The sequence below is a fragment of the Ectothiorhodospira magna genome (genome assembly GCF_900110965.1).
Classification (GTDB): Bacteria; Pseudomonadota; Gammaproteobacteria; order Ectothiorhodospirales; family Ectothiorhodospiraceae; genus Ectothiorhodospira; species Ectothiorhodospira magna.
This window is the reverse complement of sequence record NZ_FOFO01000006.1, coordinates 92,508-108,171: the sequence shown is the minus strand read 5'-3', so window position 1 is coordinate 108,171 and position 15,664 is coordinate 92,508. Positions and strand designations below refer to the sequence as shown.

Sequence of the window (15,664 nt, the reverse complement as noted above, 5' to 3'; positions counted from 1 at the left end):
GTTTCCAGGGTATCCAGCCGCGGGGTGTAAAGACCCCGTTCGGCGAGCAGCTTCACCAGGAATGTGGGCGTGGCACTCTCAAACCAGTAGGGCCGAAACTCCCGTTTCTGGAACAGCAGCAGTACGTCAAACGGGTTGTAGACCGCTGGCGTTGTCTCATCCCCCCAGCGATAACCGTTGTACCACTGCCGGATCTGTTCCCGATCCAGGCCCGGTAGTTCCGGCGCAAAGACGGTATCGATGTCCTCATCGGTGTAGCCGCAGATGGGGGCGAAGGGCTTGTCCAGGGTGATGTCGTTAAGATTGTTCAGCCCCGAGAACAGACTGACCTTGCTGAACTTGGACACCCCGGTGAGCAGGCAGAATTTCAGATGGGGATCGGCATCCTTGAGGACGGAATAGAGGTTTTTCAGCCCTTCCCGCAGTTCGCGGGCCACGTCGGCATCGGTGATGTTGTCCAGGATAGGTTTGTCGTATTCGTCGATCAGGACCACCACCCGCTGGCCGTGCTGCTGGTGGGTCCCAGTAATTAATTCCCGGAACCGCCCCTGAATACTTTCATTGCTCAGGGTAATCCCCAGCCTTTGAGAGTGTTCACGCAACAGCTCTTCAATGTGCTGATCCAGCGCCCGACGACTGCTCATGACCCCATCGGCAAAACTGATCCGGATGACGGGATGACGGGTTTTCCAGTCCCAGCGGTCGTGGATGTACAGGCCCCGGAACAAAGGCTCGTTGGCCTCGAACAGTTCCTTGAGGGTGTCCAGCAGCAGGCTCTTGCCGAAGCGGCGGGGACGGGAGAGGAAGTAGTATTTCCCCTCCTTGATCAGCCGATGCAGCCAGGGGGTCTTGTCCACGTAGTAGTAACCCTCGTTGATGATCTCGGCGAGGGATTGCACTCCGATGGGGAGATTGAGCTGGGTAGCCATGGAAGGAACTCGGCGCCTGTAGGTTCACAGTCAGGGCAGAATATCATGAAGCCGAGGCTGAGCCGCCTCTCACCCAGTCACGCCTTCGGATGGACCCGGATGTGGGCCGCCAGTCGTTTCACCTCGCCCTGAAGGGTCTCCACGGGTGGAAGTATGTGGCTCCCTTCTCCCCTTGAGGGAGAAGGGTTGGGGATATGGGGAACTAAAGTTTTCGAGTTTTGATATGCGGCCAGCTAGATATAAGGGTGTATGTGGATAGGGCCTTTGGCCTTTGCCGGACTTGGGATAGTACGGTTCGATTTCAGCGTTTCCCTAAATCCTCCGGGCCTGCTCTGCTGCATTGCCGGTGTAGCGGCCTGGAGTCAGGGCTTTAAGTTGATCTTTGGCCATCTGTGGGATCTCCAATGTATCAATAAACTCGCATAAACGGGGACCGTCCACCCGCTGCCCTCGAGTCAGTGCCTTGAGCTTTTCGTAAGGTTTTTCCACTCCATAGCGGCGCATAACAGTCTGAATAGGCTCAGCCAATACTTCCCAATTCGTTTCCAGGTCGGCATTAAGCCGGTTAGCATCCACTTCCAGCTTGTCGATACCCTTGCTCATAGCTTGATAGGCAATCACTGACCAGGCAAAACCCATTCCGATGTTGCGTAGCACTGTTGAGTCAGTCAGATCTCGCTGCCAACGGGAAATGGGCAGCTTTGCTGCCAGATGCTCAAACACCGCATTGGCCAAACCAAGATTTCCTTCGGCATTTTCAAAATCAATGGGATTGACCTTGTGGGGCATGGTGGAAGAACCCACCTCTCCGGCAATGACCCTCTGTCGGAAGTAACCCAAAGAAATATAACCCCAGATGTCACGAGAGAAATCAGTGAGGATGGTATTGAAGCGGCATAGACCATGGAACAATTCCGCCATGTAATCATGGGGTTCGATCTGGATGGTATAGGGATTCATCTCCAGCCCCAGACCGTCAATAAAATCCCTGGCCAAGGTTTCCCAGTCGACTTCAGGATAGGCACTGAAATGAGCGTTGTAATTACCTACAGCACCATTGATTTTTCCCTGAATTACGACCCCAGCCACTTGATTACGGGTGATCTTGAGGCGATGGACCACGTTGGCCATTTCTTTGCCCAAGGTGGTGGGCGAGGCAGGCTGACCATGGGTGCGAGAGAGCATAGGCTGATCGGCATATTGATGGGCCATACCCCGGATGGCTTGGATCACTTCATCCATCAGCGGTAAAATTGCTTGCCCTCTGGCCTCTTTGAGCATCAGGGCATAGGCCAGATTATTGATGTCCTCGGAAGTACAGGCAAAATGGAAAAATTCGCTGATACTGGCCAGTTCCTGATTACCGGTGACCTTTTCTTTGAGGAAATACTCCACCGCCTTGACATCATGATTGGTGGTGCGCTCGATATTCTTGACCCGGCGGGCATCATCCTCGGAAAAATTTTCCACCAGGCCATCGAGAATATGCCGGGCATGCTCTCCCAAGGGGGGGACTTCCGGAATGCCGGGATGGGCCGCCAGCGCCTTGAGCCACTCCACTTCTACCTGGACCCGGTGACGAATCAGGCCAAATTCGCTGAAAATGGGGCGCAACATTTCGGTTTTGCCACCGTAGCGGCCATCCACAGGGGAAATGGCGGTAAGAGAGGATAGCTCCATGGGGGTCTCCAGGATGACTGAAAAAAACAGAGGATTATACTACAGGGAAGGATAAATGGATCTTTAGCGATCCGGCGCCATAAGATATTGACACACTTCATCAAATGGCAGTGGTTTGCTGTAGTAGTACCCTTGGATCAGCTCGCAATCTAGCTTTTTAAGAAAATTCAGCTGGTCTTCGTTTTCAACCCCTTCGGCCACCACCTCCAGCCCCAGGCTCTTGGCCATGGCAACGATGGCAGTCACGATGGCGGTGTCATCCCGGTCATGGGGTGTATCACTGACGAAGGAGCGGTCGATTTTAAGGGAATGAATAGGGAAATGCTTGAGGTTATTGAGAGAAGAATACCCGGTGCCGAAGTCATCTACTGCCAGCCTGAATCCCAGCTGATGTAGTTGCTCGAATATGTCCACCGCCACCTTGATATCCTGCATGATGGTACTTTCTGTCAGTTCCAATTCGATGTGACTGGGGGAAATACCATATTCTGAGAGAATATGGGTATATCTTTCCACCAGATCCACTTGTCGGAACTGGCGTGCAGACAAATTGATGGCCATGCGTGGGAGTTCAATACCAGCTTGCCGCAATCGCAGTATGTCTTGACACACTCGCCTGAGTACCCATTGGCCTAATCCCTCGATAATGCCGGTATCTTCTGCCAGCGGAATGAAATGGGCCGGATTTTGAAGGCCTTTTTCCGGATGATGCCAGCGCACCAGCGCCTCCAGGGCTTCTACCTGCCCGTTTCTAAGAGAGATCTGGGGTTGGTAATGAAGATCGAACTCATCCTTGGCCAGCGCTTTGACCAATTGGTTTTCCATCACCAGATGGCGATAGGTGCGGGAATTGAGATCCTGGGTATAGAACTGATAAAGATTGCGGCCCCGTTGCTTGGCTTCGTACATGGCCGCGTCTGCATTTTTGATCAAGGTATCTGCGTCATCCCCGTCGAAGGGATGAATACTGATTCCCGCACTACAGGTGACAAAGACTTGATGATCCATCACCTCATGTTCCCGACTGACGCTCTCGATCAACTGCTGGACAAAACGCGCCACCAGATCCAGTGAATCCACATGCTCAAGTAAAATACCAAATTCATCCCCACCCAGACGGGAAATGGTAATGTTGGCTGCATCCAGGTGATAACGCTTAACCTCTTCTGCACATAAAAAGGTATTGCGCATGTCCGTGGCCAGACGGCGGATCAGCAAATCGCCAGCGCGATGTCCAAGAGAATCATTGACCCGCTTGAAATGGTCCAGGTCCATCAAAATGACTGCCAAGTGGATATTAGGCGCAGTCCGCCGCTGCAGTAATTGATTCAGGCGATCATTGAACAAGACCCGGTTGGGCAGGCCTGTGAGAGTATCGTGACTGTGTTGGTGCAGCAATTCTCTGGACTGACGCTGGGTAATCTTGCGCAGGGTATTATGCTGATGCTCCCTGAGGGTATAGAGCGCAGCGCTTTCCAGGGCATAGGCGCTATTAAACAAGATGATGGATAGCACTTTAAGCCCGGTGCGGTCAGCAAGTTGAGGATTACCAAACATACACCCTACGAACATACCCCGGATCCGGGTTCGGGTGGAAATGACATGCAGCACCAGATGGGCGCCGGCAGGATAATCGGGACCCGCATTGACGCAAACCGGATGATTTTGATTAATGGCCCAGGCAAAAGTGCCCTCCTCAATCAACCGCTCCACAGCCATTTCCAGATCCGGATTTCCACACCCTGGCTGCCGGTAAGCCAGGTTGAAGCTGGATTCATCGTCCACCAGGTAATAACCGGCATCATCGAGTGGAAGAATACGGTGAATACAGTCATGGGTTGACCTGAGAATGGCTGACATGTCCCGATGATGGTGGTGATCACCGAAAATAGAAGCCATCGAGGCCAGTACATCCATGGCATGATGATAACGCTGGTGTTCAGCTTCAAGATAAGTCACTCGCTGCTGCAGGTAATCGATATCCGTCGGGCGAGTTGATTTATTCCGTGTCATCATGCGCCCTCCATGAAGGCATCCACCACCTGCTGATAATGGGTATCTGTATAGTGAATCACCCGTTCCAGCATATTTTCTGATAGGGCCAACCGTTGCCAGGCGCCGTCATCCAGGGGAGGCACAAAACGCTCACCGCTGCTCCCCAGACGCAGGGCATTGGCAATGCAGTCAGCCACATGGACGACGGCGGTTTCCATGGGATACTCGATGGCTTGGGCTGGTTGATGATGATAACGCACCGCTGACTCAAATACCGGGGGCAGGCACCAGGCCCGCAGCAAATCCCCTCCCACCTGGGCATGATTTGTACCCAGAATATCCTGTTCTGCCTGATGTAGCAGGCATTGGGCCTGATCTCTTGATGCCAGTATTTGAGTGGATTTTTGGGGTAAATGCATGAACATCAGCAGTCGACCAATGTCATGGAGCAGACCAGCAACATAGAATCGTTCTACATTGCTCTCCCGGCGCATCCCTGCAAGGCTGCGAGACAGCAGGGCAGTGGCAATACTGTGCCGCCAGAAACTTTCCATATCCACCCCGGCCACCGGTAGATGGGAAAAATGCCGAATGACCGTCGCTGCCAGCACCTGATCCCGTAACTGCTGGGTGCCGATGACACTGATGGCCCGATCGATACTGGTGATTCGGGTAGGAAAATTGTAGAGGCTGCTGTTGGCGATACGCAGCAATTTGGCCGTCAGGGTGGTATCACTTTCAATGGCCCTGCTGATGGCATCAAAGGAGCTGCTGGGATCATTGACAGCTGACTCTACCCGGTGAAAAACGCTGGGTAAGGTACCCAGTTCCGGGTTCAGGCCCAGTATGGTGTCGACAGCAGATGCATTCACGGGCGGTCCTTGAGGTGAACCTGTCTGGCAACCCGCTCCACAGCTATCTGAAACAGGCGTTGCATGATCGGGTGTTCAAGATTGGCATGTGCAAATGCCGGTACCATAATGGCTTCGGCCCGTTTCAGTGCCATTTCATCCAAAACTGTCCCCCTCTCCCTCTGATCCGGGTTGATTGCTTCCGCATCGGCATCAGGCTGGCTATCGGTCCATACGGCAACCTGAAACACGCCCCAGGTCTTGAGCACACGGATATGTTTTTCCCGCAGCGGTAACCCGGCAGATAGCAGCAGACGGCCACTGCGGTCGCGGACATCTTCTGCCAGCACCATTCCCGGCGCGGCTTGCCCCGCCGGGATATTGATTTTGCCATCCATTTAGATGGCCAACTGCCGGATCATATAATGCAAAATACCTCCATGCCGGTAATAGGCCCACTCATTGGGCGTATCAATACGAACCTTGGCCTGGAATGTCCGGTGGGTACCTTCATCGGCAATGACGGTGACTGTCACCTCATCAGGATCACCGTCTAGTGATCCGATGCAATAACGCTCACGGCCGGATAATCCCAGGGTACCTGCATTCTCTCCTGGCATAAACTGCAAGGGTAGTACCCCAAAACCCACCAGGTTGGAACGATGAATGCGCTCGAAGCTCTCGGCAATCACCGTCCGAACCCCCAGTAACCGGGTACCTTTGGCCGCCCAGTCCCGGGATGAACCGGTACCGTACTCCTGGCCTGCCAGCACCAGCAGGGGGGTATCAGTTTCCTGATAGCGCATGGCCGCATCATAAATACTCATCATCTCACCATCAGGCCAATACAGGGTCCAACCCCCTTCGGTCCCTGGGGCCAACAGGTTACGCAATCGCACATTGGCAAAGGTGCCTCGCATCATCACTTCGTGGTTACCCCGTCGGGAACCGTAGGAATTAAACGCCTGGGGTTCAATGCCATGAGCCTGTAAATATTGCCCTGCCGGGCTGTCAGCCGGAATGTTGCCTGCGGGGGAAATATGGTCAGTGGTAATGGAATCTCCCACCATCACCAGACAGCGCGCCTGATCAATGGGGGGCAGGGGCTTGGGTTCCAGCGTCATCCCCTTAAAATAAGGCGGATTTTTTACATAGGTGGAATCCACCCAATCGTATCGTTGCGAGCCGGTGACCTCAATCCGTTGCCAATGGGCGTCCCCCTTGAATACATCGGCATATTTCTCCTGGAACATGGCCGAGTCGATACAGGTGGCCATCTGCCGGTTGATTTCCTCTTGGCTGGGCCAGATGTCCTTGAGAAATACCGGTTGCCCCTGGGCATCAGTGCCTAGCGGATCATGATACAGATCTACAGCCATGGTGCCTGCCAGCGCATAGGCGACCACCAAGGGTGGTGAAGCCAGATAATTGGCGCGGACCTGTCCGTGAATGCGGCCTTCAAAATTACGGTTGCCGGACAACACTGCCGCAACCATCAAATTTCCTTTGCTGATGGCTTGCCCAATGGGTTCCGGCAGGGGGCCGGCATTGCCGATGCAGGTGGTACAGCCAAAACCTACCACATTAAAACCCAGGGCTTCCAAAGGTTCCAGTAATCCAGCTCGTTGCAGATAGGCTGGTACCACCTGGGAACCCGGTGCCAGGGAGGTTTTGACCCAGGGCTTGGGTTTAAGACCCCGATCCCTGGCTTTTTTTGCCAACAGGCCAGCAGCCAACAGCACTGCTGGATTGGATGTATGGGTACAGGAGGTAATGGCAGCGATGACCACAGCCCCCTGTTGGAGTTGATGCCGCAAACCATCCATCTCATACTCAATGGCCTTTTCCTGGTCCGTTGTGCTGGTGCCTGCTGTCCCTTTGGCCTGTTGTTCCTTGAGAAACTGGCTCAGAGTCTCGTCAAAGCTGCGGCGGGCCTGATTCAGAGGAATCCGGTCCTGGGGGCGACGGGGGCCGGCCAGGCTAGGTACCACTGTCGATAGATCCAGCTCCAGAATGTCGGAATACTCTGCCTGGGGCGTGTGACCGTCCCGCCACAACCCCTGATGCCGGGCGTAGGCCTCCACCAGGGCCACTTGTGTCTCTGCCCGACCGGATAAACGCAGATAGGCCAAGGTGTCTTGATCGATGGGGAAAATGCCGCAGGTGGCACCGTATTCCGGGGCCATGTTGGCGATGGTGGCCCGATCCGCCAGGGGCAAATGATTCAGCCCATCTCCGAAGAACTCCACGAACTTACCCACCACACCGTGACTGCGGAGCTTCTGGGTCACAGTCAACACCAGATCCGTGGCCGTAGCACCTTCTGGCAATTGCCCCTTGAGGTGAAATCCCACCACTTGGGGAATCAGCATGGAAATGGGCTGACCCAACATGGCCGCCTCCGCTTCAATACCCCCCACGCCCCAGCCCAGCACCCCCAAACCATTGATCATGGTAGTGTGGGAATCGGTACCCACCAGAGTATCGGGATACGCATAACGGGTATCACCGTCATGTCGTACAAACACGGTGTGGGCCAAATATTCCAGATTCACCTGATGCACAATGCCGGTTCCCGGCGGCACCACCCGGAAGTTTTCAAAAGCCTGCTGTCCCCAACGCAGGAACTGGTATCGTTCCTTGTTGCGCTGGTATTCCAGCTTGATGTTCAGATCCAGAGCGTTGTTCTGGCCGAAGTGGTCCACCATCACAGAATGGTCCACCACCAGATCCACAGGCGTCAGAGGGTTGATGCGCCCTGGATCCTGCCCCAAGGCCACCATGGCATCACGCATGGCCGCCAGATCCACCACCGCAGGAACCCCAGTGAAATCCTGCAACACCACTCGCGCCGGGGTAAAGCCGATTTCCACCCTGGGTTCAGCCTTGGGATTCCAGTCCAGGATGGCCTGAATCTGCGCCTGGGTGATATTGCGCCCATCCTCACAGCGCAGCAGATTTTCCAGCAAAATTTTCAAGGAAAAGGGCAGGCGGTCCAGGTCATGGTTTTTTCGGAGCGGGACGAGACTGTGAATGTGGTAGGTCCGGCCCTGAACCTCCAGGATGTCTTCAGTGTTGAAGCTGTTGCTCATCAGTTCCTCCGCAAGAGATCCCGGATTCGGCACCGGGGAAACGTGGATTCCCACCTGCACGGGAATGAAACGTCAATTCTGCCGGTGAGTATGGCATACCCTCGCTGCATCAGGCATTTCTGGTCTGTTACCCGTCAGGTGGTTTAGAATGCTGCCGCGCAATCATTCAACCTGTCAAAATAACAGATTGATCATAAGGGGATATTTTGTCCCTCCCCGCATAGCCGGGGCACTATAGAGGATCACACACGTGCTTGAAGCTTATCGTCAACATGTCCAGGAACGTGCTGCTGAGGGGGTGGTACCCAAACCCCTGGATGCGGAGATGACCGCCCAACTGGTGGAACTGCTCAAAAACCCGCCTGCTGGCGAGGAAGATGTTCTCCTGGATCTCATTACCCATCGCGTTCCCCCCGGTGTGGACGAAGCCGCCTATGTCAAGGCCGGTTTCCTGTCTGCTGTGGCCAAGGGAGAAGCCAGTTCTCCCTTGATCGACCGTACCCGCGCTGTGGAACTGCTGGGTACCATGCAGGGCGGCTACAATATCTCCACCCTTGTGGAACTGCTGGACGATGCCACGCTGGCCCCGGCTGCTGCCAAGGAACTCAAGCACACCCTGCTCATGTTTGATGCCTTCCACGATGTGGAAGAACGGGCCAAAGCCGGAAACAGCCATGCCCAGAGCGTGATGCAGTCCTGGGCCGATGCTGAATGGTTCCTGAGCCGCCCTGCCGTACCCCAGAAAATGACCGTGACCCTCTTCAAGGTTCCCGGTGAGACCAACACCGATGATCTGTCCCCGGCCCCCGATGCCTGGAGCCGCCCGGATATTCCGCTTCACGCCAAGGCCATGTACAAGATGCCCCGTGAAGGCATCACCAATGCCCAGGAACAGATCGAGGCACTCAAGCAGAAAGGGCATCCCGTGGCCCTGGTGGGTGACGTGATGGGTACCGGCTCCTCCCGAAAGTCCGCCACCAACTCGGTGCTCTGGTACATCGGCGATGATATCCCCTATGTACCCAACAAACGCTTTGGTGGCGTTTGCCTGGGGGGCAAGATTGCCCCTATCTTCTTTAATACCATGGAAGATGCTGGTGCCCTGCCTATCGAACTGGACGTCAATGAGCTGAACATGGGCGATGTGGTAGACATCTATCCCCATGATGGCAAGGTTTGCCGTCACGGCAGCGACGAGGTGATCACCACTTTTGAACTGCGCTCTCCGGTGATGCTGGACGAGGTCCGCGCCGGTGGCCGGATTCCTCTGATTATCGGTCGTGGCCTGACCGACCGTGCCCGTGAAGCCTTGAACCTGCCGGCCTCCGATGTGTTCCAGCGGCCCCAGGCCCCGGTGGACAGCGGCAAGGGGTTCACCCTGGCCCAGAAGATGGTGGGCAAGGCCTGCGGTGTAGCCGGCATTCGCCCCGGCACCTACTGTGAGCCACGGATGACCACCGTGGGTTCCCAGGATACCACCGGCCCCATGACCCGGGATGAGCTCAAGGACCTGGCCTGCCTGGGCTTCCAGGCCGATCTGGTGATGCAGTCCTTCTGCCACACTGCCGCTTATCCCAAGCCGGTGGACGTGCAGACCCATCACACCCTGCCGGACTTCATCATGAACCGGGGCGGTGTCTCCCTGCGTCCGGGGGACGGCATTATCCACTCCTGGCTGAACCGCATGCTGCTGCCCGATACTGTGGGTACCGGCGGTGACTCCCATACTCGTTTCCCCATTGGCATCTCCTTTCCGGCAGGCTCTGGTCTTGTGGCCTTTGCCGCAGCTACCGGCGTGATGCCTCTGGATATGCCTGAATCAGTGTTGGTGCGGTTCAAGGGTGAGCGTCAGCCCGGCATCACCCTGCGGGATCTGGTCCACGCCATTCCCCATGCGGCCATCCAGCAGGGGCTATTGACAGTAGAGAAGAAGGGCAAGAAAAACATCTTCTCTGGTCGCATTCTGGAAATTGAGGGACTAGACGATCTGACGGTGGAGCAGGCATTCGAACTGTCCGATGCCTCTGCCGAGCGTTCCGCCGGTGGCTGTACCATCGCCCTGTCCGAAGCTCGGGTGGCTGAATACCTGCGCTCCAACGTCACCATGCTGCGCTGGATGATCGCCAACGGCTATGGTGATCCCCGGACCCTGGAGCGTCGCGCCAAGGCCATGGAAGAGTGGCTGGCTAACCCCAGCCTGATGCGGGCTGACGCGGATGCCGAGTATGCGGCGGTGATCGAGATCGATCTGAACCAGATCAAGGAGCCGATCCTCTGTGCCCCGAATGATCCTGATGATGCCCGTTTGCTGTCGGAAGTGGCTGGCGGCAAGATCGACGAAGTGTTCATCGGTTCCTGCATGACCAACATTGGTCACTTCCGCGCCGCCGGTAAGCTGTTGGAGAAATTCCAGGGCCAGATGCCTACTCGTCTGTGGCTGTCTCCGCCCACCCGCATGGATCAGCGCCAACTGACGGAAGAAGGCTATTATGGCATTTATGGTCGTGCTGGTGCTCGCACCGAGATGCCGGGTTGCTCCCTGTGCATGGGCAATCAGGCCCGGGTAGCACCTGGTGCCAAGGTGGTATCCACCTCCACCCGTAACTTCCCCAACCGTCTAGGGGATGGGGCCGATGTTTTCCTGGCCTCTGCAGAACTGGCAGCGGTAGCTGCTGTTCTGGGCCGCCTGCCTACCGTAGAGGAGTACATGGAACAGGCTGCTGGTCTGAATACCATGGCTGCAGAGATCTATCGTTATCTCAACTTCGATCAGTTGCCTGAGTATGAGGAAGCGGCGCGGAAAGTAATTCCGTTGGTTCCTGCCTAGTCCTTTTTTTCATCGTCGTTCCATTTGTAACCTCCCCGGCCTTAAGGCCGGGGATTTTCTTAGCATCTTGAATGGATAAAATGCAGCAGAAATGGGCCGCTGAAACCAGCACACAATCACCTGCAACTGCAGATAAAATAAAGAAAAGCGGGCACCATCGCTTCTGTGTGGCACCGATGATGGACTGGACTGACCGGCATTGTCGGTATTTTCTGCGTCTGATTTCACGCCATGCCTTTCTCTACACAGAGATGGTAACTACAGCAGCGCTGCTTCACGGAGATCGTGATTATTTGCTGAATTTTGACCCAGCGGAACACCCGATTGCTTTGCAATTGGGGGGCTCTGACCCCCAGGCACTGGCCCAATGTGCCCGTTTCGGATCTGAAGCGGGTTATGATGAAATTAATCTTAATGTTGGATGCCCTTCGGGCCGGGTAAGTGCCGGTCGCTTTGGGGCTTGCCTCATGGCAGAGCCTCAACTGGTGGCCGAGTGTGTAGCCACCATGCAGGCGGCAGTGGATATTCCGGTCACTGTGAAACATCGCATTGGTATTGATGATCTGGACAGTGAGGCGTACTTACATCAATTTGTAGCTACTGTGGCTGGTGCTGGCTGTACCCGATTCATTGTTCACGCTCGCAAGGCTTGGTTGCAGGGCCTTAGTCCCAAGGAAAATCGAGAAATTCCGCCCTTATGTTATGAGCGGGTTTATCGTCTCAAGCAGGCCTTTCCTCATTTGGAGATCATCCTTAATGGTGGCCTCACTTCCCTGGACGCTTGTCGTGAGCAATTCACCCAAGTGGATGGCGTCATGGTGGGACGGGAAGCCTATTACCATCCCTGGTTGTTGTCCGAAGTGGATCCAATCCTGTATGGCAAGCGGCCTGCAGTACAATCACCCCATGAAGTCATTGCACAATTTTTACCTTATGTAGAAGCCAATCTGTCCGCAGGAACACCCCTGCAGGCCATGACCCGGCATATTCTGGGTCTATTTCAAGGTCGTCCGGGTGCCCGGGCCTGGCGGCGATATTTGAGTGAACATGCTCACCGTCCTGGGGCTGGTGTAGAGGTCATTTGCCAGGCTGCAGACCAAGTTTCAAAAATATAGTAGGCTTGTCCGATGTCTTCAATCGATACCTCTGTACGCTCGCCACGTGTCATGATTGCTGGTGCCAGTGGTTTTATTGGTGCAGCCTTGTGCCGTGAACTGGCTCAAGATTATGCGGTCACAGCCTTGACTCGTTCTCAAGTCCATGCTCAGAGCCAGCCTGAGGTTTCTGGTGTGACCTGGCGGCATTGCGATCTTTATCACCTGCCAGAACTCACTGATGCTCTCAAGGGTTGTGATTATGCTATTTATCTTGTTCATTCCCTGGCGCCTTCATCAAGACTGACCCAAGCTGCACCAAGGGATATGGATTTGATACTGGGCGATAATTTTGCTCGTGCTGCTGCAGCCAATAATGTTAAACACATTATCTTCGTGAGTGGCCTGATGCCCGATACCTTTCGTATTTCCACATTGCTGTGGAGTCGCCGAGAGGTGGAAATGGCCCTGACAGGCCATGGTATACCTGTAACTATCTTGCGGGCTGGATTAGTGGTAGGGCCGGGCGGTTCTGCTTGTCGACTTATGGTGGAGTTGGTACGACGTATTGGAATCATCACTCTGCCGCCTGGTACTTCTCGTCGAACCCGTCCCATTGCACTTGTGGATCTGATTCGGGCCATTCGGCATACATTGGGGAAGCCTGAACAGTATCAGGGGCATTTTGATTTAGGGGGCCCTGATTGTCTCAGCTACGAGGAAATGCTGCGTATCACGGCGCGGTTACTGGGGCTGCGGAGACGATTTTTAACCTTGCCCTGGATGCCCAATACCTTGGCAACCTGGGCTGTACGGTGGATTACGAGGACACCCAAGGCTTTGGTGGCCCCTGTAATGGAAAGTTTGCCTTTGGAGGTTCAATTCAAGGACAGTGCTTTGCAACGCTTTGTTGATCAGGAAGCAATTTCTTTTGAGCAAGCACTTGATGAGTCGCTCGATCACTCTCGTAAGAAATTACTTCCCAGCCCTAGAGATCCAATGATCAAGATGGCCCAGAGAGAAATCAGAAAGGCCAGTCGAGTACGTTCCATTCAGCGCATTATTCAGCCTCCTGGACAAGATGCAGCTTGGGTGGCTGGTAATTATTTTCGTTGGCTGGGCAGTTGCTGCCGTCCTTTTGTAGAGACAGTCATTCGCATTGATTCGCAAACTGGTGAAGATATTGGTTATCAGATCTATTTGCGTCCAGGTAGGTTACTGTTGCTTGAATTGGAACGGGATGTCCTCAAGGGGACTTCAGATCGACAAATTTACCGAATTATCGGTGGTTTATTGGCTAAAAAACACGAAAATCATGGTAGATTTGAATTTCAAAGTGTTTTGGGCGGTCGTTACACCATGGCCGCCATTCATGACTTTGCCCCTTCTTTGCCTTGGTATCTCTACCTTTTTACTCAGGCTTTCGCTCATTTTTTAGTGATGTTGAGTTATCAGCGTCATCTTTTTCGTTTGAGTCGGTGATTTTTTAATTGGACACCCACTTTATTGAAAATCTCGGCGATGGGTGCTAGGATGCAGGTATGGCTCAACCTCGTCACCAACAAGTCTGCCTTTCCGACACCCCCTGGTACCACGTAGTCAGCCGGTGTGTAAGGCGAGCTTTTCTGTGTGGTCGAGACCAGCTGACCGGCATGGATTATGGGCACCGTCGAGGGTGGATCGAGGAACGCATGCTGGCTTTGTCGGGTATCTTTGCCGTCGATATTGCCGCCTATGCAGTCATGTCCAATCACTACCACATCGTGTTGCGCATTGATGCCAGTCGAGGCATGCAATGGGGCACGAATGAGGTTTTAACGCGTTGGACACAGCTCTTTAACGGGCCTTCATGCGTCCAGAACTACCTTGAAAAAGGTCCAGAATCTCTCTCTGCGGCAGAACTTGCCCAGGTGGAGGAATATGCGACATTGTATCGGGCACGATTACACGATCTGTCCTGGTTCATGCGCGTGCTCAACGAGTCCATTGCCCGCCAAGCTAACCAGGAAGATGGTGTCAAGGGGCGTTTCTGGGAAGGACGCTTCAAAAGTCAGGCCCTGCTGGATGAAAAAGCCCTGCTGGCCGCCATGGCCTACGTGGATCTAAATCCTGTGCGTGCCGGAATCGCAGCGGATCTAAAGAGTTGTGAATTTACGGGTATAGCCCGCCGCATTCGTAACGTCACCAAAACACCAGCACTGCCCGTAAAAACAACGTCCAATACCTCTCAAACCACCGAAAACCTGGATGAAATCGTTTCCCCCGCGCCCTTGACTACTGGTACCAGCGAGGATCACGCAGCCGAAACCGGAAAACTTCGCTCAGAAAAATACCTCAAATCGTTACAACCCGCCCCACTCATGCCCTTTGATCCCACCGCACAGTTCGAAGTCGCCATTCCTTTTGGCTTTGAGGATTATTTGGAGTTGGTTGATACCTTGGGGCGTTGCATCCATCCCATGAAACCAGGCCATATCCCGGAGAAAACGCCTCGCCTCCTGTTGCAGATGGGGATGAATACTGAAACCTTTGTCACTGAATCAGCCAAAATGCTCAAATCTTTCGGCCATGTTATCGGTACGGTGGAATCGCTGTGCGAACTGGCGGCTAGAAAAAGAAAGCAGAGGATACGGGGCATAGCCATTGCCAGAAAGGTCTTCAACCCAAAGGCAGCCTGATTCGGTACAGACAAGCCATGGTTGAGATGTTCTGCGGTCGGAGATTTTTACCGAATAGATAAACGCAAAAACCCCCTTGAATCAGGGGGTTTTTTGAAAAATTGGCGGAGAGAGAGGGATTCGAACCCTCGATGGGCTTTTGACCCATACTCCCTTAGCAGGGGAGCGCCTTCGACCACTCGGCCATCTCTCCGTGTACTGTCTCTTATTGCTTGCCGCCTTTACTTCCCTGATATCGACGGCAAGCCACTATACTACTTCAAAGATGACTTTTCGTAAAGTCCCAAAACACAAAAAATCAGGAACTGCCTTCCGCTTCCTGTTCGCGCTGGATGCGCTCGTAGATTTCCTCACGATGAACAGCAACATCCTTGGGGGCATTGATGCCGACACGCACCTGATTACCCTTGACACCAAGGACCGTTACAGTCACCTCGTCTCCGATCATGAGGGTTTCACCAACCCTGCGAGTTAAGATAAGCATTTTCCTTTCTCCAAACTGATTCAATCACCGTGTG

At 54.2% G+C, this 15,664-nt stretch carries 11 protein-coding genes and 1 tRNA gene; 4 read left to right on the top strand and 8 right to left on the bottom strand.

All coding sequences use genetic code 11. The features are described from left to right. The 6 genes from BMX62_RS03930 to acnA all read right to left on the bottom strand — a co-directional run. Positions 1 to 929: ATP-binding protein (locus BMX62_RS03930; protein WP_156055370.1), on the bottom strand; the 929-nt coding region annotated here is incomplete at its 3' end. Positions 930 to 1,241: 312 nt separating this feature from the next. Next, positions 1,242 to 2,609, bottom strand: a complete 1,368-nt coding sequence (purB, locus tag BMX62_RS03925; RefSeq protein ID WP_090204543.1) for an adenylosuccinate lyase — start codon at positions 2,607 to 2,609, stop codon at positions 1,242 to 1,244. A gap of 63 nt (positions 2,610 to 2,672) precedes the next feature. Then, positions 2,673 to 4,625 (bottom strand): putative bifunctional diguanylate cyclase/phosphodiesterase, encoded by a 1,953-nt coding sequence (locus BMX62_RS03920; RefSeq protein WP_420795802.1) that lies wholly within the window; start codon positions 4,623 to 4,625, stop codon positions 2,673 to 2,675. After that, on the bottom strand, positions 4,622 to 5,476 hold the full coding sequence (locus tag BMX62_RS03915) for an HDOD domain-containing protein (protein WP_090204539.1): 855 nt from the start codon (positions 5,474 to 5,476) through the stop codon (positions 4,622 to 4,624). The genes BMX62_RS03920 and BMX62_RS03915 overlap by 4 nt, the downstream gene beginning before the upstream one ends. Beyond that, positions 5,473 to 5,853 carry a hypothetical protein gene (locus BMX62_RS03910; protein WP_090204535.1) on the bottom strand — a complete coding sequence of 127 codons (381 nt, stop codon included), beginning with the start codon at positions 5,851 to 5,853 and terminating at the stop codon, positions 5,473 to 5,475. The genes BMX62_RS03915 and BMX62_RS03910 overlap by 4 nt, the downstream gene beginning before the upstream one ends. Continuing rightward, positions 5,854 to 8,547, bottom strand: coding sequence for an aconitate hydratase AcnA (gene acnA, locus BMX62_RS03905; RefSeq protein WP_090204532.1), 2,694 nt, complete (start codon positions 8,545 to 8,547; stop codon positions 5,854 to 5,856). Positions 8,548 to 8,797: 250 nt separating this feature from the next. Between acnA and acnB the strand changes: the two genes are divergently transcribed. The 4 genes from acnB (at position 8,798) to BMX62_RS03885 (ending at position 15,146) form a co-directional block, all read left to right on the top strand. After that, the gene (gene acnB / locus BMX62_RS03900; RefSeq protein WP_090204528.1) at positions 8,798 to 11,374 is read left to right on the top strand and encodes a bifunctional aconitate hydratase 2/2-methylisocitrate dehydratase; all 2,577 of its coding nucleotides are present in this window, start codon (positions 8,798 to 8,800) and stop codon (positions 11,372 to 11,374) included. A 71-nt stretch (positions 11,375 to 11,445) separates the two neighbouring features. Further along, positions 11,446 to 12,489: a tRNA dihydrouridine(20/20a) synthase DusA gene (dusA, locus tag BMX62_RS03895; RefSeq protein ID WP_274377152.1), complete on the top strand. Its 1,044-nt coding sequence runs from the start codon at positions 11,446 to 11,448 to the stop codon at positions 12,487 to 12,489. A gap of 51 nt (positions 12,490 to 12,540) precedes the next feature. Beyond that, positions 12,541 to 13,950, top strand: a complete 1,410-nt coding sequence (locus BMX62_RS03890) for an NAD(P)H-binding protein (protein WP_238375844.1) — start codon at positions 12,541 to 12,543, stop codon at positions 13,948 to 13,950. Positions 13,951 to 14,009: 59 nt separating this feature from the next. Beyond that, positions 14,010 to 15,146 (top strand): transposase, encoded by a 1,137-nt coding sequence (locus BMX62_RS03885; RefSeq protein WP_090204516.1) that lies wholly within the window; start codon positions 14,010 to 14,012, stop codon positions 15,144 to 15,146. Positions 15,147 to 15,248: 102 nt separating this feature from the next. Here BMX62_RS03885 and BMX62_RS03880 read toward each other — a convergent pair. Continuing rightward, positions 15,249 to 15,339, bottom strand: a tRNA-Ser gene (locus BMX62_RS03880). A gap of 105 nt (positions 15,340 to 15,444) precedes the next feature. Beyond that, positions 15,445 to 15,630 carry a carbon storage regulator CsrA gene (csrA, locus tag BMX62_RS03875; protein WP_090204510.1) on the bottom strand — a complete coding sequence of 62 codons (186 nt, stop codon included), beginning with the start codon at positions 15,628 to 15,630 and terminating at the stop codon, positions 15,445 to 15,447. Between the last annotated feature and the right edge of the window lie 34 nt (positions 15,631 to 15,664).

What these genes read in the sequence shown, in the direction of transcription:
- purB (WP_090204543.1), bottom strand. Translation starts at nt 2,609, where the DNA reads ATGGAGCTATCCTCTCTTACCGCCATTTCCCCTGTGGATGGCCGCTAC.
- BMX62_RS03920 (WP_420795802.1), bottom strand. Translation starts at nt 4,625, where the DNA reads ATGATGACACGGAATAAATCAACTCGCCCGACGGATATCGATTACCTG.
- BMX62_RS03910 (WP_090204535.1), bottom strand. Translation starts at nt 5,853, where the DNA reads ATGGATGGCAAAATCAATATCCCGGCGGGGCAAGCCGCGCCGGGAATG.
- acnA (WP_090204532.1), bottom strand. Translation starts at nt 8,547, where the DNA reads ATGAGCAACAGCTTCAACACTGAAGACATCCTGGAGGTTCAGGGCCGG.
- dusA (WP_274377152.1), top strand. Translation starts at nt 11,446, where the DNA reads ATGGATAAAATGCAGCAGAAATGGGCCGCTGAAACCAGCACACAATCA.
- BMX62_RS03890 (WP_238375844.1), top strand. Translation starts at nt 12,541, where the DNA reads ATGATTGCTGGTGCCAGTGGTTTTATTGGTGCAGCCTTGTGCCGTGAA.
- BMX62_RS03885 (WP_090204516.1), top strand. Translation starts at nt 14,010, where the DNA reads ATGGCTCAACCTCGTCACCAACAAGTCTGCCTTTCCGACACCCCCTGG.
- csrA (WP_090204510.1), bottom strand. Translation starts at nt 15,630, where the DNA reads ATGCTTATCTTAACTCGCAGGGTTGGTGAAACCCTCATGATCGGAGAC.